The organism is Methylobacterium guangdongense (assembly GCF_038442355.1).
Classification (GTDB): Bacteria; Pseudomonadota; Alphaproteobacteria; order Rhizobiales; family Beijerinckiaceae; genus Methylobacterium; species Methylobacterium guangdongense.
On record NZ_JBBXMX010000005.1, the window covers coordinates 97,284 to 112,981 of the forward strand.

Annotated in this window: 15 protein-coding genes; 7 read left to right on the forward strand and 8 right to left on the reverse strand. The window is 71.5% G+C overall.

Translation table 11 applies throughout. The features are described from left to right. Window positions 1–52 precede the first annotated feature (52 nt). The 3 genes from AAHG09_RS12340 (at window position 53) to AAHG09_RS12350 (ending at window position 2,224) form a co-directional block, all read left to right on the forward strand. Window positions 53–1,000: a protein-methionine-sulfoxide reductase heme-binding subunit MsrQ gene (locus AAHG09_RS12340; RefSeq protein WP_342107528.1), complete on the forward strand. Its 948-nt coding sequence runs from the start codon at window positions 53–55 to the stop codon at window positions 998–1,000. A gap of 68 nt (window positions 1,001–1,068) precedes the next feature. Next, window positions 1,069–1,473 carry a hypothetical protein gene (locus AAHG09_RS12345; RefSeq protein ID WP_342107529.1) on the forward strand — a complete coding sequence of 135 codons (405 nt, stop codon included), beginning with the start codon at window positions 1,069–1,071 and terminating at the stop codon, window positions 1,471–1,473. A gap of 394 nt (window positions 1,474–1,867) precedes the next feature. Next, on the forward strand, window positions 1,868–2,224 hold the full coding sequence (locus AAHG09_RS12350) for a hypothetical protein (RefSeq protein WP_342107530.1): 357 nt from the start codon (window positions 1,868–1,870) through the stop codon (window positions 2,222–2,224). A 14-nt stretch (window positions 2,225–2,238) separates the two neighbouring features. Here AAHG09_RS12350 and AAHG09_RS12355 read toward each other — a convergent pair whose 3' ends face one another. Continuing rightward, a complete protein-coding gene (locus AAHG09_RS12355) occupies window positions 2,239–2,415 on the reverse strand; it encodes a hypothetical protein (RefSeq protein WP_342107531.1) in 177 nt (58 codons plus the stop codon). A gap of 147 nt (window positions 2,416–2,562) precedes the next feature. After that, window positions 2,563–2,958, reverse strand: coding sequence for a DUF4174 domain-containing protein (locus AAHG09_RS12360; protein ID WP_342107533.1), 396 nt, complete (start codon window positions 2,956–2,958; stop codon window positions 2,563–2,565). Window positions 2,959–3,105: 147 nt separating this feature from the next. Here AAHG09_RS12360 and AAHG09_RS12365 point away from each other — a divergent pair, with 147 nt between their 5' ends. Both AAHG09_RS12365 and ssb read left to right on the forward strand, forming a co-directional pair. Further along, the gene (locus AAHG09_RS12365) at window positions 3,106–4,122 is read left to right on the forward strand and encodes an NADP-dependent oxidoreductase (RefSeq protein WP_342107535.1); all 1,017 of its coding nucleotides are present in this window, start codon (window positions 3,106–3,108) and stop codon (window positions 4,120–4,122) included. A gap of 168 nt (window positions 4,123–4,290) precedes the next feature. Then, the gene (gene ssb / locus AAHG09_RS12370) at window positions 4,291–4,860 is read left to right on the forward strand and encodes a single-stranded DNA-binding protein (protein WP_342107536.1); all 570 of its coding nucleotides are present in this window, start codon (window positions 4,291–4,293) and stop codon (window positions 4,858–4,860) included. Between the two features lie 253 nt (window positions 4,861–5,113). Here ssb and AAHG09_RS12375 read toward each other — a convergent pair whose 3' ends face one another. The 3 genes from AAHG09_RS12375 to AAHG09_RS12385 all read right to left on the reverse strand — a co-directional run bounded on the left by AAHG09_RS12375 (window position 5,114) and on the right by AAHG09_RS12385 (window position 10,400). Next, window positions 5,114–6,442 (reverse strand): HlyD family type I secretion periplasmic adaptor subunit, encoded by a 1,329-nt coding sequence (locus tag AAHG09_RS12375; protein WP_342107537.1) that lies wholly within the window; start codon window positions 6,440–6,442, stop codon window positions 5,114–5,116. After that, the gene (locus tag AAHG09_RS12380) at window positions 6,439–8,166 is read right to left on the reverse strand and encodes a type I secretion system permease/ATPase (RefSeq protein WP_342107538.1); all 1,728 of its coding nucleotides are present in this window, start codon (window positions 8,164–8,166) and stop codon (window positions 6,439–6,441) included. Before AAHG09_RS12380 ends, AAHG09_RS12375 begins: the two co-directional genes overlap by 4 nt. Before the next feature lie 77 nt (window positions 8,167–8,243). Next, window positions 8,244–10,400: a hypothetical protein gene (locus AAHG09_RS12385; protein ID WP_342107539.1), complete on the reverse strand. Its 2,157-nt coding sequence runs from the start codon at window positions 10,398–10,400 to the stop codon at window positions 8,244–8,246. Between the two features lie 380 nt (window positions 10,401–10,780). On the opposite strand from AAHG09_RS12385, the gene AAHG09_RS12390 reads away from it, so the two are divergent. Next, window positions 10,781–11,947 (forward strand): metallophosphoesterase, encoded by a 1,167-nt coding sequence (locus tag AAHG09_RS12390; RefSeq protein ID WP_342107541.1) that lies wholly within the window; start codon window positions 10,781–10,783, stop codon window positions 11,945–11,947. Here the strand turns inward: AAHG09_RS12390 and AAHG09_RS12395 are convergent. After that, window positions 11,896–12,774, reverse strand: coding sequence for an SDR family oxidoreductase (locus AAHG09_RS12395; RefSeq protein WP_342107542.1), 879 nt, complete (start codon window positions 12,772–12,774; stop codon window positions 11,896–11,898). The two genes, AAHG09_RS12390 and AAHG09_RS12395, sit on opposite strands and share 52 nt — an antisense overlap. Before the next feature lie 272 nt (window positions 12,775–13,046). Further along, the gene (gene xth / locus AAHG09_RS12400) at window positions 13,047–13,856 is read right to left on the reverse strand and encodes an exodeoxyribonuclease III (protein ID WP_342107794.1); all 810 of its coding nucleotides are present in this window, start codon (window positions 13,854–13,856) and stop codon (window positions 13,047–13,049) included. Between the two features lie 179 nt (window positions 13,857–14,035). Here xth and AAHG09_RS12405 point away from each other — a divergent pair, with 179 nt between their 5' ends. Continuing rightward, window positions 14,036–14,767, forward strand: a complete 732-nt coding sequence (locus AAHG09_RS12405) for a lysophospholipid acyltransferase family protein (RefSeq protein WP_342107543.1) — start codon at window positions 14,036–14,038, stop codon at window positions 14,765–14,767. A 10-nt stretch (window positions 14,768–14,777) separates the two neighbouring features. Here AAHG09_RS12405 and AAHG09_RS12410 read toward each other — a convergent pair whose 3' ends face one another. Beyond that, complete coding sequence (locus tag AAHG09_RS12410; RefSeq protein WP_342107544.1) at window positions 14,778–15,665, reverse strand: LolA family protein; 888 nt, start codon at window positions 15,663–15,665, stop codon at window positions 14,778–14,780. Between the last annotated feature and the right edge of the window lie 33 nt (window positions 15,666–15,698).

Genomic DNA, 15,698 nt, shown 5'->3' on the forward strand with positions numbered 1-15,698 from the left:
TCCGGGAGCCCGTCGGTGCTCCTTCCACCGCCTCAAGCCCCGTTCGCGACGCATGATCGACCGCTTGGCCGGCTCCCTCGGCATCCCCCTCGGCATCCCCCTCCCCTGGCTCGACCGGGCCGGACGCCTCTCCTGGCTGAGGCTCGCGGTGTTCGCGGGCTGCATCGCGCCGGCGCTCTATCTCGCCGCCGCCTACCGGCTCGACGCGCTGGGCGCCAAGCCGATTACCGCCCTGATCCATGCCACCGGCGAATGGGCGGTGCGCTTCCTGCTGTTCTCCCTGGCGATCTCGCCGTTGCGCCGCATCGCCGACTGGCCGAAGGTCATCGGCGTCCGGCGCATGCTCGGCATCACCGTGATGGCCTACGGGGTGGCGCACCTCACCCTCTACGCGGTCGATCAGAACCTGATCCTCACCAAGATCGTCTCGGAGATCGCGCTGCGGCTCTACCTGACGATCGGCTTCGTGGCGCTGATCGGCCTGATCGCCCTGGGGCTGACCTCGACGGATGCGGCCGTGCGCAACCTGGGGCCGAACTGGCACCGGCTGCACCGGCTCGTCTACACGATCGCGGTGCTGGCGCTCGTCCACTACTTCCTGCAATCGAAGATCGACGTCACCGATCCGGTCTTCTCGGCCGGGCTGTTCCTCCTGCTGATGGGCTGGCGGGTGATGCGGCGGTTCAAATGGCCGGAGCGGCCATGGTCGCTCCTGCTGCTCGCGATCCTCGCGGGGCTCGCCACCGCGGCGTTGGAGGCCGCGTGGTACGGGCTCGCCAGCGGCGTCCCGGCGAGCCTCGTGCTCGCCGCCAACCTGGATTTTTCCGGCCCGATCCGGCCGGCCTGGTGGGTGCTGGCGATCGGCCTTCTGCTGCCCGCGATGGCGCTCGTGCGGGGTGCGCGGGCGACGCGCCGACCTGCGGGTGGACAGGTCGCGTCCCCGGCCCGGCGGCCGGCGTCCCAAGAAGCCTTGCCGGAACCCTTGTCGCCGCGGGCCTGATGCCGCAGAACCCGCGGCCGGCCCCCGCCGACGACGGTCCGGGCCGCAGCGGAGCTTGTCAGGACGCCATGCGCGGCACCCTTCTCCTCATCGCGGGCCTGCTCGTGCCCGTCGCCGCCCAGGCGGCCCCGAACGGGGCGCCACCGGCGTCCGCCGCGAAGCCCGCCAAGGCCGCACCGGCCGCACCGTCCGTGGCAGCCGCACCGGCGGTCGCGACCTGCACCCCGCCCGAGCCGCCGCCGGCCTCCGCCCGCCCTGCCAAGCCCGCACTGCCGGACAAGCCGGCATGCCTGGACACCAAGGAGGGCTGCCCGGGCTGGGAGGCCTACAGCTACAACGACGCGATCAAGGCCTATAACCTGCAGGCGCAGGCCTTCCGGCCGATCGCCGAGGCCTACCTGCAGAAGCTCAACGCCTACGTGAAGGCGAGCGGCGAGTATGCGCAATGCGAAGTGAACGCGATGCAGAAATAGAGCCTTTCACAAGGCGAACACCAGCGCTCGGCATCCAGATCTCTGCAGGGTTGTTTCGCGACGCCTCACGCGGCTTAAAACGACGGTCGCCCAATCCACCTCCTCATCCTGAGGTGCCGGAACGTAGCGGAGGCCTCGAAGGAGCCCTCCAGGGATCGCAGGTCTTTCGAGGCCTCCTTCGAGGCCCGCTGACGCGGGCACCTCAGGATGAGGGGGATGGATAGGATACCCCATCACAGCACCCCAGCGTCCAGCTGAACGGCGGCCAACGTGCCACCCATGGGGCGGTTCAGGCGGCCAAGCGCAATCTCCGGTGATGATGGCCGCGATCCCCGCGCGCCCGATCACGCCGAGGCCGCCCGTGCCCGCCCGTCGTCTCCCCATTCGGACCGGATTGCTCGCCCTGCTTCTCGCAACCGGTTCGGCTTCGGCCGCCGATTTCGACGGCCCCTATCCGCCGCACCGTGGCTACGGTGGTCCGCCCCCGGAGGAGCTGGAGCATTGGCCCCCGCCTCCGCCGCCACGTCCCGAGCCGGAGTTCCATCGGCCGCGCTTCACCGCGGCGCCCCCTGAGGCGTGCCGGGAATTCGTCCGGCGCCGGTTCGATCCGGACGGTGCGCCGGTCGTGCGCCGGGTGCGGGTCTGCGACGAGCCGGGCTTCGACCGCGGCCCGCCCCCGCCGCCTCCGCCCCCGGAGGACGTCCCGCCCCGCCGCTGGGGCGGTTCACACTGGGATGGGCCGCGCTGGTAGGCGCGCGGATCCGCTCAGATGCGGGCGGGCGCCTTCTTGAGGGCGGCCGCAAAGGCCTTGAGCTGGCGGTTCAGATCCGCCAGCTCGTTCAGCGCGATGGTCTTGTGACCGTCGCGGACCGCGCGCTCGATATCCTCGACCTGCGCGGCGACGAGGCGGCGGATGGCGTCGGCAACATGGTGTCGGTTCATCGGTTCGAGCGTCTCGTGGGAGCGTCCTGGCGGGCCTCAACGGACGGCCGGAATACGGCCGTCGACACGAGTCGGTGATAGGTCGGTAGGCTTAACCGTTGGTGTCCGCGCCCGCCGCTGTGCACATCCGATCCTGGGATTTATGGCCTATCGACGCTCCCGCATCTCGCTGCGCCGCATCGGCATCGCGTCGATCGTGGCGAACAGTCGCTGGGGCGGAATCGGCGCCGCAGCGGTGAGCTTGGCGCCCCCGTCCTTGCCGACCAGGACGGCCCGAAAACTGTCGGCCGGCAGACCGAGCGCGGCGCGGAGCGCCCGCGCTTCGGCGCCGGAGCCCAAAGCCTCCAGCACCACGAGATCGCGCTCGGCGACGCCGCTGCGGACCGGCCCCAGGGCGGCGCGCTGGGCCCTGAGCTGCGCGTCCCCGGCGTCGGGCGCCGACAGGACCAGCACGCGGGCGCGATCCCGATAGGCGTCGAGGGGCGCCGCCGAGGCGGTCGCCGTCAGGGCCGCCAATCCGAGGCCGAGGGCCGTCCTGCGCATGCCGTGCCTCCGAATGAGAAGACCGGACAACGCGCGATCCGCCCGCGAGATCGCCCCGAAGATCGCCCCGAAGATCGCTGAACGCCTTTGCAGCCGCCGGCCGGCGCCCCAGATCGGGGCAGGCCGCCAGTCTCCGGGAGTTTGTCCATGACCGCCATGAACCGCCGCATCGTCCTGGCCTCGCGCCCCCACGGCGAGCCGCGCCCCGAGAACTTTCGCCTGGAGGAAGTGCCGGTTCCGCAGCCCGGCCCCGGGCAGGTTCTCCTGCGCACCCGCTGGCTGTCGCTCGACCCCTACATGCGCGGCCGGATGAGCGATGCGAAGTCCTACGCGGCACCCGTGGAGATCGGCGCGCCGATCACCGCCGAGACGGTGGGCGAGGTCGTGGCCTCGAACCATCCGGACTACGCCGTCGGCGACCTGCTCACCGCCTTCGCGGGCTGGCAGGACTACTTCGTGACGGACGGCAAGGGCTCGCGCCGGGTCGACCCCGGCGCCGCGCCGCCCTCGACGGCCTTGGGCGTCCTCGGGATGCCGGGCATGACCGCCTATACCGGCCTGCTCAATATCGGCCGGCCGAAGGCGGGCGAGACCGTGGTGGTCGCCGCCGCCGCGGGGCCGGTGGGCTCGCTCGTCGGGCAGATCGCCAAGCTGAAGGGCGCCCGGGCCGTCGGCATCGCGGGCGGGCCGGACAAGTGCCGCTATCTCACGGAGGAGCTCGGCTTCGACGCCGCCGTGGACCACCGCGGCGACGACCTGCCGGGCGCCCTGGCGGCCGCCTGCCCGAAGGGCATCGACGTCTATTTCGAGAATGTCGGCGGTGCGGTCTTCGCCGCCGTGATGCCGCTGCTCAACCCCTTCGCGCGGATCCCGGTCTGCGGCCTCGTCTCGGCCTACAACGCCACGGAGGTTCCGCCCGGCCCCGATCGGTTGCCCGGCCTGATGCGCTCGGTCCTGACCAACCGCCTGCACATCCAGGGCTTCATCGTCTGGGACTTCGCCGACCAGGCCGAGACGTTTCGCGACGAGGTCGGCGGCTGGATCCGGGACGGGCGCGTCCGCTACCGCGAGGATGTGGTCGAGGGCCTTGAGAAGGCGCCGGACGCCTTCATCGGCCTGTTGAAAGGTCGCAATTTCGGCAAGCTGGTCGTACGCGTCTCCTGACGGCCGCTTGCTGCCGTTTCGGAACAGAGATAGAACATTCAGATCCGTCGGCGCTGCGGAAAGCGGGCACAAGCTCGCACCGCAGGTTGCCGCTCCGGAGGCCCGGGCGCATGGTTCGCGCGCCGCCGGGCCCATGCCCTGTGAGATCCGTACGATAAGGAGAGAGCGATGGCGGGCAGCGTCAACAAGGTGATTCTGGTGGGCAATCTCGGGCGCGACCCGGAGATGCGCCGCCTCGGCTCGGGCGATCCGGTATGCAACCTGCGGATCGCCACCTCTGAGTCGTGGAAGGACAAGGCGAGCGGCGAGCGCAAGGAGAAGACCGAGTGGCACTCGGTCGTGATCTACAACGACAACCTCGCGCGCGTGGCCGAGCAGTACCTGCGCAAGGGCTCGAAGGTCTACATCGAGGGCCAGCTCCAGACCCGGAAGTGGACCGACAATTCCGGCGTCGAGAAGTACACGACCGAGGTGGTGCTCCAGCGCTTCCGCGGCGAGATGACGATTCTCGACGGGCGCGGCGGCGGCGGTGGCGGCGACTTCGCCGGCGAGGATGAGGGCGGCGGGCAGGTCAGCCGCGGCGGCGACTTCGGCGGTGGCCGGGGTGGTGACCGCGGCGGCGATTTCGGCGGCGGCCGCGCCCAGGGCGGCGAGCGCCGTCCGGCCCCGGCTTCCACGGGCGGCGGCGGTGGCGGCAGCCGCGGCGGCTACGACCTCGACGACGACATCCCGTTCTAGGATCCATCAGGGGTCGGAACCCGCCCTCTCAAGGTGTTGAGCCGTGTTGCGCGACGTGGGATCCGCTCGGTCCCATGTCGCGCACCCCTGTCCCGGACAGGTGGCGCGACAGCGGAACCTGATCCGGGATCCAGCCCAAGAAGCGCCGCGCCAGCGGCCCCGATTGTTTCTTAGGGACGCCGCGAACTCTTGCGCTGGTTTCCCGGGCCGCATTCCGCCGGCGCTCCATGCGCCCGGGAAAACGGTCGGCCCGCTACTTCTCGCGAAATGCCCGCCGCGCCTGATCGACCAGGGGCTTCGTCAGGTAGGACAGGACCGTCCGGTCGGCCGTCCGGATGAACGCCTCCACGGGCATGCCGGGCATCAGCTTGGCCCCGTCGAGCTTGGCGAGTTCGTCCTTCGTCACCCCCAGCCGGACGAGGTAGTAGAAACTGCCGGTCCGCTTGTCCTCGCTCACGTCGGCGGCGATCCGCGTGACGCGGCCGTTCAGCTCCGGCGTCGTCCGCTGGTCGAAGCTCGGGAGGCGCAGGCCGGCGGCCTGACCGGTCTGAAGCCGATCGATGTCCTGCGGCGCGACGCGCACCTGGGCCACGAGCGAATCCGCGGTCGGTACGATCAGCATGATCGGTTCCCCCGGGGCGATCACGCCGCCGCGGGTATGGACCGCGAGTTCGTGCACGTAGCCGGTCTGCGGCGCGCGGATCTCGATGCGCTGGAGCTGGTCGAAGGCGGTGATCTTCTGCTCCATCAGGGTCGCCGCCTTGGCGCGGTTCTCGGCGAGTTCCTTGCCGACCTCGCTGCGCAGGTTCTGTTCGAGCTGGAGGATCTGCAATTCGGTCTCGGAGACCTTGCCGCGGGTCTGCGCGATGGTGGCCACGAGGACGCCGCGCTCGCCCTTGAGGCGGGACATGTCGCGCTGGAGGCTGGTGAGCCGCGTCAGCTGGATCAGGTTCTTCTTCCAGAGTTCCTCGACGCCCGCGTATTCCCGGCCGATGATCGCGGTTTCCTGCTCCTTGGCGGCGGCCTGCTCGACCAGACCCTTGATCTCCTCGTTGAGCTGCCCGACCCGCTCGCGCAGCTGCGCCTTCTGGCCCTGCAGCGCGTCCCGGCGGAAGCGGAACAGCTTGCGCTCCCCGTCGACGATCCGCGCGACCTCCGGCCCGGCCGTGGTGAGCTCGGGCGGGATCACGAGATCCGGGCGGGCGTCGCGCTCGGCCTCCAGCCGGGCGTTGCGGGCGGCGATCTCCCACAGGCTCTTGGTGACGCTGTCGTAGGTGGCCCGCGCCGCCGTCGCATCCAGGCGCACCAGCAGATCGCCGGCCCGGACGCGGTCCCCCTCCTGGACCGGCAGTTCGGCCACGACGCCGCCGGTCGGGTGCTGGACCTTCTTGATGTTGCTCTCGACCACCAGCGAGCCGGACGCGATGATGGCGCCGGACAGCTCCGTCGCCGCCGTCCAGGCGCCCACGCCCAGGGCCACGACGATCACGGCGGCGACGCCGCCGATATGCCGGCGGAGGGAGCGGCGCGTCCCGGCGGTCGGGTCGGAATCCGGCGCGGTGGAGCTGGGCTGCGTCGTCATGCGACCCTCGTGGGTGTCTGGCGCGTCAGGGCGCCGAGCTTCGCCAGAACCTCGTCGCGCGGCCCGTGCAGCTGCACGCGCCCGTCGCCGAGCACGAGGATCCGGTCGACCGCCGCCAGGGCGCTCGGCCGGTGCGCGATCACCACCACGATGCCGCCGCGGGCGCGCACGCCCTGGACGGCCGCCGAGAGGGCGCGGTCGCCGTCGACATCGAGGTTGGAGTTCGGCTCGTCGAGGACGACCAGGAAGGGCTCGCCGTAGAGCGCCCGCGCCAGGGCGATCCGCTGGCGCTGGCCGCCGGACAGCCCGAGCCCGCCGGCGCCGCCGACCCGGGCGTCGTACCCTCCCGGCAGCCGGAGCACGACCTCGTGGACGCCCGCGGCCTTGGCGGCGGCGAGCAAAGCCTCGGGATCGGGCGCGGGATCGAAGCGGGTGATGTTCTCGGCGATCGTGCCGTCGAGCATCTCGGTATCCTGCGGCAGGTAGCCGACGGCGCGCCCGAGGTCGTCGGGGTCCCATTGGTCCAGGGCGGCGCTGTCGAGGCGGATCACGCCGCGGCTCGGCCGCGCCAGGCCGACCAGGGCCCGGGCGAAGGTCGATTTCCCGGACCCGCTGGCGCCGATCACGCCGAGCGCGCTGCCGGGGGCGAGGGCGACGTTCACGTCGTGCAGCACGAGGGTGTCGGTGCCCGGTATGGCGATCGACAGGGCCGTGACGCGCAGGCTCTCGCGCGGGGCCGGCAGGGGCGTCGGGACAGCCGGCTCCCGCGGGGGCAGGAAGGCGGTGAGTCGGCCCCAGGCCTGCCGGGCGGCCGTGAAGGATTTCCAGTTGGCGATGGCGAGATCGACCGGCGCCAGCGCCCGGGCCGACAGGATCGTGGCGGCCAGCATCACGCCCGCGGTCGCCTCCTCGCGCACCACCAGGAAGGCGCCGAGGCCGAGGATACCGGATTGCAGCAGGGTGCGCAGCAGGCGCGCCGTCGTGCCGAACCCGATGGCGAGGTCGTTGCCCCTTGTCGCCACGTCGAGGTTGCGGCGCGACCGGACCTGCCAGAGGGCCGCGATGCGGGCGCGCATCCCGAGGGCCGAGAGCAGCGGCGCATTCCGGTGCGCCATGTCGGTGACGGACCGGCGCTCGCCGGCCACGCGCATGGCCTCCTGGGTGACGGCGGCCGAGGCCCAATCGGTCAGGATCGTCAGCCCACAAAGGAACAGGGCGCCCCCGGCGATCGCCGCCCCGAGCCAGGGATGGAACAGGAAGCAGACCGCGACGTAGAGCGGCACCCAGGGGAGATCGAAGAAGGCGCTCACCGCCATGCTCGACACGAAGCCGCGCACGGTATCGAGGTCGCGCAGGGCCTGAGGTCCCGCGTCGCTGCGCGGCATCTCGGCGCCGCGGGCGAGCAGGGTGCGAAAGATCCGGTGGCCGAGGCGCTCGTCGATGAGCCGGCCGAATCGCGACAGGATCCGCGCGCGGAAGATCTCCAGGATGCTCTGGATCACCAGCAGCATCAGCGTGATGCCGGCGAGGCCGACCAGCGTGGCGATGCTCCGGCTCGGCAGCACCCGGTCGTAGACCTGCAGCATGAAGATCGGGGCGGTCAGCATCAACAGGTTGATGAGGCCGCTGACCACCATGACGGTGATCAGGCAGGCGCGCCCGGCCCGGAGGGCGGCCCAGAACTCGCGACGCCTCGCGACACGCAGCACGCGTTCGTCGGTCACAGGTTTTTCCCCGGCTTCTCGGTGTGGCGCGACGACGATGGCGGCCCCCGCCGTGGGTGCGGCGGGGGCGCTCGGCCTTACAGCCCGAGCAGGTGCAGACCGCTCGTGGTCGTGTGCGGCGTCGGGTCGGTGTGCTGGACGTCGGCGTGGCCGCCGAGATCGACCGTGGCGATCCCGAGATCGACGCTGGCGCCATGGGACGCTTCGGCATCGGCCGGCGTTGCCGTCGTGCCCTGGATCGCGCTGGCGAGCTGGCCGACCAGGGCATCCGCGCCGCCGCCGCCGGTCTGCGGCAGGAGGATGCTGTCGCCGGTCAGCAGGTTCGCGGTCGCCAGGCTCGGCTGATCGGCCCCCACCGAGACCGCGCTCACCTCGACGGTGTGGGCCGGATCGGCGGCGGGCGTGAGGATCGCGGCGTCGGCCACCGGCGCCGTGGTCGTCGGCCCCGCGGAGACATCAATCAGCGGGTGCGCGCCGGCCTCCCCCGTCGTACCACCGGTCAGGCCGCCCAGCAGCGTGCCGACCTCGTTTCCGGCCGCACCGGATGTCACCGTCCCCACCGCCGTCGTCACGGGCGTCAGGAGGTCGCCGAGGGATGCCCCCGAACCCGCGCCGCCTCCGGAGAGAAGGCCCGTCGCCGAGTCCAGGACGCCGCCCGCCGCATCCGCGACATGCCCGACGTCGCTCACGACCTGCCCCGTGGCCGGCACGCCGTTTCCGGTCAGCACGGAGCCGGGCAGGTTGACCACGTCGGTGACGAGGTTGCTCGTCTCGCCGAGTTCGCCGAGGCCGGACATGTTGCCGAGGGTGATGACGGAATGGAGCGGATCGTTCAGGACCGGCACGTCGTGGCCGACCTGTTCCAGGCCCGCGTGGACGGTGTCGATCAGCGTGTTGGCGACATCGCCGACCGGCTGGAGCGGCGCACCGGCGCCGAGCAGGCTGCCGGTCACGCTCTGGCCGTCGCCGGTCACGCCGCCGAGGAGACCGGCGAGCGGGCTCGCGGCATGGTCGCCGAGCAGGCCGTCCACCGTGGCGGTCACCGGGGTCAGGAGGCCGCCGGCCGCCGGGATCCCGGCCCCGCTGCTGCCGAGCGTGCCGACGAGGCCGGTCACCCCGTCCACGAGGCCGCCGGCGGCATTCGTCACCGCGCCGACATCGCCGAGGATCGGGGACACCGCACCGAGCCCCTGGCCGCCCAGCAGGTCGCCGGGCAGGCCCGCCACGTCGGTGAGGAGGTTCCCGCCCTCGCCGAGATGACCGAGCCCGACCGTCTCGCCGAGGTTGGTCAGCCCGTGGATGGCGTCGTTCAGCAGGGGAATCTCATGGCCGAGATTCTCCAGCGTCATGTGGACGTCGAGGACGGCCATGTTGGCGAGGTTCGTGACCGGGGCGAGAAGCCCGTCCGAGGCCAGGAGACTCCCGCCACTGAGGGCGCCGGTGGCGGAGCCGAGCAGCGTGTCGGTCGCGCCGAGGACGTGGCCGAGGTCGGACAGGAGCGGATCCGCCGAGGCGAGGCCGCCGCCGTTGAGGACCGATCCGGGAACCGCGAGGGCGTCGGTCAGCAGGTTGCCCGGCTCGCCGATATGGCCGAGGCCGACCGTCTCGCCGAGGCCCGTGACCGCGTGGATCGGTTCGTTGAGCTGGGGGACCGAATGACCGATATCCTCCAGCGTCGTGTGGAGATCGAGCACCGTCTGATTGAGGATATCGGTCGCCGGTGTGAGGACGCTGCCGGTGCCGACGAGGCCGTTGCCGGCGGCCGGCACCGCCGCCACCGTGTCGAGCAGCGTGTTGGCCGCGTCGGTGACGTGGCCGGCGTCGGTCAGGAGCGGCGCGACCGTACCGGCGTTCGGATCGGTGACGGCGCCCGTCAGATCGGTGATCAGGTTACCGGCCTCGCCGATGTGACCCAGCCCGATCGTCTCACCGAGGTTGGTGAGACCGTGCAGCGGCCCGTTCAGCGGCGCCACCTCATGGCCCACCGTTTCGAGCTGCGCGTGCGTATCGAGGACGATCGTGTTGGCCGTCTCGGCCAGCGTGTCGGGGAGGACCGAGCCGCCGTCGCTTCCGGCGGTGGCGCTGACGGCCCCCTCGATCTGCGACGCGATCGGGCCGAGGCTCGCGAGCTGGCCGGTCGAGAGGGCGGTGGACGAGAGCAACGCGCCCGGACCGACGAGCCATTCGAGCGATCGGGTGGCCGGGCTGAGGATGGCGAGGGGGGATGACGACATGAGCACCTCCGGTTTTGCCATGTAACCAGAAATGCAATCTTCGGTTGCTTTTAGCGGCTCGAGTGGTGAATAGTCCGTAATTTACCTTTCACTTCTAGTTGTATTTTCGGAAAAATCCGCCGCATTCAACAATAGCTACACCGCCAACACAGTCTGCGCCCAATCCGACGGATGAAGGATCAGAACCGGCTTCGATCGCGCGAGCCGGGAGACCTCCGGATAGGGCCGAGGTTGTCGCCGTTACCCGCATGATCGAGATCGCAGGCCGCGTGCGTCTGCCGGGCGCGACTTCGGGGGCCGCCCCGGCTCGGGCCTCATCCGGTGCCGGCGCGGGCCGGTGGCTTTGCCTTCCGGATACGGCCCGGTCCATGTAGCCGGCCATGATCCGCCTGATCCCCAGCCTGCCCGCCCTCTACGTCATCGCGCGGGTGGTGTGGCCGATGCCGTGGCCGCTTCCGCTGAAGCTCGGCCTCGCCTTGGTCCTCCTGGCCGCCTCCCAGTATCACCTGTGGAGCCGCCTCTCTTCCGGGTCGGTCTTCGCCCCCGAATTCCCGCGCCCGGTGGTGATCCTGTTCAATTGGGCGTTCGGTGCGATCGCCCTGGCGGCGCCCCTCCAGATCGCCCTCGATCTCGTGGCCCTGGTCTCCCTGGCCCTGCCTGGGGGCGGCTGGACGATCCCGACCGCTGCGCGCGCCGCGGTCGCCCTGACATCCGCGCTCCTGGCGGCCATTGCGGTGCGGCAGGCGCTGCGCGTCCCGCCGTTGAAGGACGTCGGCGTGGCGATCGCCGACCTGGCCCCCGGCTTCGACGGCTTCACGCTCCTGCACCTCACGGACCTGCACATCAGCCGCCTGTTCCCGGGCTCCTGGGCACGGGACGTCGTGGCGCGCGCCAATGCGCTCGACGCCGACGTGATCGTGGTGACGGGCGACTTCATCGACGGATCGCTGGACGCCCGGCGCGCTGACGTCGCGCCGCTGGCAGCCCTGCGGGCACGGGACGGCGTCTGGGCCGTGCCCGGCAACCATGAGTATTTCTTCGATGCCGACGCCTGGATGCGCCACCTCGAAGGGTTGGGGATCCGGATCCTCGCCAACGCTCACACCGTCCTGACGCGCGATGGCGGCGCGCTGGTGCTGGCCGGCGTCACCGACCGCTCGGCGCCCGCCACCGGACATCCGGGACCCGACCTCGCCGCCGCCCTGGCGGGTGCGCCCGCGGGCGCGCCGATCGTCCTGCTCGACCACCAGCCGGCGCAGGCCGCCCGGGCCGCGGCGCGGGGGGTGGCGCTGCAGCTCTCCGGGCACACCCATGGCGGCATGATCCGCGGCCTCGACCGGCTCGTCGCGCGGGGCAATGCCGGCTTCGTCTCGGGTGCCTATCAGGTCGGCGGCATGCGGCTCTACGTCAGCAACGGCACGGCTCTGTGGCCCGGCTTCGCCCTCCGGCTCGGCCGCCCGTCCGAGCTGACGCGGATCACCCTGCGCCGCGCCGCTCAGAGCATCGGCATGCCGCCCGTGACCGGCACCAGGGCGCCCGACATGTAGCTGCCCTCCCGCGACGCCAGGAGCACGTAGGCCGGGGCCAGCTCGGCGGGCTGCCCGGCGCGGCCAAGCGGCGTCTGGGCGCCGAGTTCTTCGATCTGCTCCGGGCTCTTCACGATCGGCTGGATCGGCGTCCAGACCGGCCCGGGGGCGACGCAGTTCACCCGGATGCCCTTCGGGGCGAGCAGATTCGACAGGCCGATGGTCAGGCTCGCGATGGCACCCTTGGTGGCCGCGTAGATCAGCATGCTGGGATCGGCGACCTTCGCCTGCACGCTCGTGCTGTTCACGATCGCCCCGCCGGGCTTCATGTGCGGCACCGCCGCCTGGGCGAGGTAGTACATCGCGAACACGTTGGCCCGGAACGAGCCCTCGATGTCGGCCGCCTTCAGATCGTCGAGCCCCTCGTTCACCACCTGGGCGGCGGCGTTGTTCACGAGGATGTCGAGGCGGCCGAAGGCTTCCACGGTCCGCGCCACGAGGCTCCGGCAATGGCCTTCGTCGCGGATGTCACCGGGCAGCAGGAGGCAGCGGCGGCCGGCCTTCTCGACCCAGGCCTTCGTATCCTCGGCGTCCTCCTGCTCGACGTCGAGATAGGAGATCGCCACGTCCGCGCCCTCGCGGGCATAGGCGATCGCCACGGCGCGGCCGATGCCGGAATCGCCGCCGGTGATCAGCGCGACCCGACCGGCGAGCAGGCCCTTGCCGACATAGCTCTCTTCGCCGTGGTCTGGCCGCGGCGTCATCCGGGTCGTGAGGCCCGGACGGGGCTGCTGCTGGTCGCCGGGATAGGGGGGGCGCGGGCCGGCCTCGCGCGGATCGTCGGTCATCGGTTCAACTCCTCGGCGGGTAAGGCCCGGATCTAGGGCTGCCGCCGAGGGCGCAGCCTGCGCCCGGCCGTCACAGCCGTGCGCAGGTCGTTTGCCGACTTAGAAAGCCCGCCCGCGGGTCGCGTGCGGCTTGCCGTAGCGATTGCGGAGGAACGAGACGACTCGGGGGAGGAGGAAGGCGATCAGGATCTTGCGCATGGGGTCACCTCACGTCACGGCATCGTGAGCGGGCAATGCTCGGCCCGAGTCGCAGTTCCGCCGGCGGTTCGCGATCAGAGGGCCAGCGTCAAAGTGACCGGCGCGTGGTCGGAGGGGCGCTCCCAGCCGCGGGCATCGCGCAGCACCTCGACCTTGCGAACGGTGCCGGCGAGATCGGGCGAGACCCACAGGTGATCGAGGCGCCGGCCCTTGTCGGCGGCCGCCCAATCGGGGGACCGGTAGCTCCACCACGTGTAGATCTTCTCCGGCTCCGGGGTGAGGTGGCGCGCGGTATCGATCCAGCCGGCCTCGCCGCGCAGGATCTCCAGCGCCTCGGTCTCCACCGGCGTGTGGCTCACCACGTCGAGGAGCTGCTTGTGCGACCAGACGTCGTGCTCCAGCGGCGCGACGTTGAGGTCCCCCATCAGGATCGCCGGGCCCGCGACGCGCTTGCCGCCCCAGACGCGCAGCTCCGACAGGAAGTCGAGCTTGTGGGCGAATTTCGGATTGAGGTCCCGGTCCGGCACGTCGCCGCCGGCCGGCACGTAGAAATCGTGCAGCACGATCCCCGCGGCGGCGCCCGCCTCCGGCCCCAGCACCGCCGAGATGTGGCGGGCATCCTGACGCTCGCAGAAGCCCATCACGGTGCGGGTGTGCAGGGGAAAGCGCGAGAGGATCGCGACGCCGTTGTAGCCCTTTTGGCCGGCGAACATCACGTGCTCGTAGCCCGAGCCGCGCAGGGCCTTCAGCGGGAAGGCGTCGTCCGGGCACTTGGTCTCCTGGAGGCAGAGCACGTCCGGCTTCTGCTCGGCGAGGAAGCGCAGCACGAGGTCGATGCGCAGCCGCACCGAGTTGATGTTCCAGGTGGTGACGGTGAGCTGCACGGGCTGGGCCGGGGTTCGCACGGGCGGGGTTCGCACGGGGTGGAGATCCGATAGCGGATTTCGCGATCCGCGACAGTCCGCTCGCCGTGGATGGGGCAAAAGGCCGTGCGCGCCCGCCCGGCACGCGCTATATGCCCAGCCCCTGCCCTGTATCCCGGGCCCCGCGTCGAGGCCCCGCCATGGCTCATGCCCGCTCGTTCCTGTTCGCCGCCTATTGGGCCGCCTGGACGACCCTGTTCCTCGTCCCCCTGGTCATCTTCCTCCTGAGCGGATCCCCCGAACGGCCGATCCGCCGGGCGACGCGGCTCTGGGCGCGCGGCATCCTGGGCGGGCTTCGGCACATCGTCGGGCTTCGCTACGTCGAGGAGGGCCGCCAGCACCTGCCGGCCGAGCCCTGCCTGATCGTCGCCAATCACCAGTCGACCTGGGAGACGCTGGCGTTCCTCGTGCTGGTGCCGGACGTGGCGATCGTCGCCAAGCGCGAGCTTCTGGCGATCCCGGTGGTGGGCTGGTTCCTGCGGCGCTCGCCGATGATCGTGATCGACCGCGGCAACGGCACCCAGGCCCTGCGCACCATGATCGACGAGGGGCGGGCCGCCGTGGCGTCCGGCCGGTCGGTCCTGGTCTTCCCCGAGGGCACCCGCGGCGGCATCGCCGCGCCGCTGCGCTTCAAGCGCGGGGTCGAGCTGCTCTACGGCCGGCTCGGCCTGCCGGTGGTGCCGGTGGCGCTGAATTCCGGGCTGTTCTGGCCCGGCGGCGCCGCGACCCGGGCCGGGACCGTCGTGGTGAGCTACCTCGCCGCCGTGGCCCCGGGCCTGCCGGCCGCGGAGTTCCTGCGCGGCACGGAGGCGGCGATCGACCGGGAGCTCGATCGCTGGCGCGGCGCGGGCCTCGACGCGACGGCGGCGTGACCGCGCCGGCTCACTGCTGCGATTGCTGGATCTGCTGCTGCATCGCCTTGTCCTCGGCGCGCCCGTAATTGATGAAGAACAGGCTGCCGTCGACGCTCTTGCCCTTCTGCAGGTTCGAGAGCGTCACCGTGGTGATGTAGCCCTGCGGATCGGTGATCCGCCACTGCGACAGGGTCTTCACCTCGGGATCGAAGAACAGCTGGATCTTCGAGGTGCCGCCCAGGGTCGCGCGGTCCTCCAGGCTGATGCGCACGCCCGTCGGGTCGTTGGCCACGTCGGTCACGGTGAGGTCGCGGGCGAGGTCGATCTTCTCGCGCAGCAGGAACTTCAGCGGCGTCTGGGCGATGAAGTAGAGATCCTGGGTGTTGAGCTTGCGGTCGCGCACCGCCACCGAGGTGCCGTCCGCCACCACCTCCAGCGGCGAGGGCTGGTCGTAATCGAAGCGCAGGCGGCCGGGCTTGGCGAGCGTCAGCTTGCCGCCGATCCGGCGGCCATCGGCGCCGATCTGCATGAAGCTGCCGGTCAGCGTGGTGATCCCGTTGAAATAGGCGTTGGCCTGGGCGAGCACGGTGGCGGCATCCGCCGGCTCGGCGGGGGCGACGGCCGCAGGCGCGCCCACCGCCGCGACCTTCGATTCCGGCGCCTTGTGCTCGGCCTTCTCGGCCGCCTTCGCGGATTTGCCGCCGCCCTTCACGTCCTTGGCGGCGTCCTTCCTGGGCGCGGCCTTCTTGGGCTGCGCGGGCGCCGGGGCGGCTTCCGGCTGCGGGGCCGGCTCCTCCTTGTGGCCGAACAGGCTGTCGATGAAGGCACCGACCTGCGCCTCGGCCGGGTTGGCGGTCGCGAGCCACAGCCCGGCGGCGAACAGGGAGCCGGCTGTGCGGATGCGGCGGCCGATCATCGGCAGTGTCTCCTGGGGGCCCGCGCGCGGGCT

Bases quoted from the DNA above. Each gene is read 5' to 3' on its own strand.
- AAHG09_RS12340 (WP_342107528.1), top strand. From the start codon at position 53: ATGATCGACCGCTTGGCCGGCTCCCTCGGCATCCCCCTCGGCATCCCC.
- AAHG09_RS12345 (WP_342107529.1), top strand. From the start codon at position 1,069: ATGCGCGGCACCCTTCTCCTCATCGCGGGCCTGCTCGTGCCCGTCGCC.
- AAHG09_RS12355 (WP_342107531.1), bottom strand. From the start codon at position 2,415: ATGAACCGACACCATGTTGCCGACGCCATCCGCCGCCTCGTCGCCGCG.
- AAHG09_RS12360 (WP_342107533.1), bottom strand. From the start codon at position 2,958: ATGCGCAGGACGGCCCTCGGCCTCGGATTGGCGGCCCTGACGGCGACC.
- AAHG09_RS12365 (WP_342107535.1), top strand. From the start codon at position 3,106: ATGACCGCCATGAACCGCCGCATCGTCCTGGCCTCGCGCCCCCACGGC.
- ssb (WP_342107536.1), top strand. From the start codon at position 4,291: ATGGCGGGCAGCGTCAACAAGGTGATTCTGGTGGGCAATCTCGGGCGC.
- AAHG09_RS12375 (WP_342107537.1), bottom strand. From the start codon at position 6,442: ATGACGACGCAGCCCAGCTCCACCGCGCCGGATTCCGACCCGACCGCC.
- AAHG09_RS12385 (WP_342107539.1), bottom strand. From the start codon at position 10,400: ATGTCGTCATCCCCCCTCGCCATCCTCAGCCCGGCCACCCGATCGCTC.
- AAHG09_RS12390 (WP_342107541.1), top strand. From the start codon at position 10,781: ATGATCCGCCTGATCCCCAGCCTGCCCGCCCTCTACGTCATCGCGCGG.
- AAHG09_RS12395 (WP_342107542.1), bottom strand. From the start codon at position 12,774: ATGACCGACGATCCGCGCGAGGCCGGCCCGCGCCCCCCCTATCCCGGC.
- AAHG09_RS12405 (WP_342107543.1), top strand. From the start codon at position 14,036: ATGGCTCATGCCCGCTCGTTCCTGTTCGCCGCCTATTGGGCCGCCTGG.
- AAHG09_RS12410 (WP_342107544.1), bottom strand. From the start codon at position 15,665: ATGATCGGCCGCCGCATCCGCACAGCCGGCTCCCTGTTCGCCGCCGGG.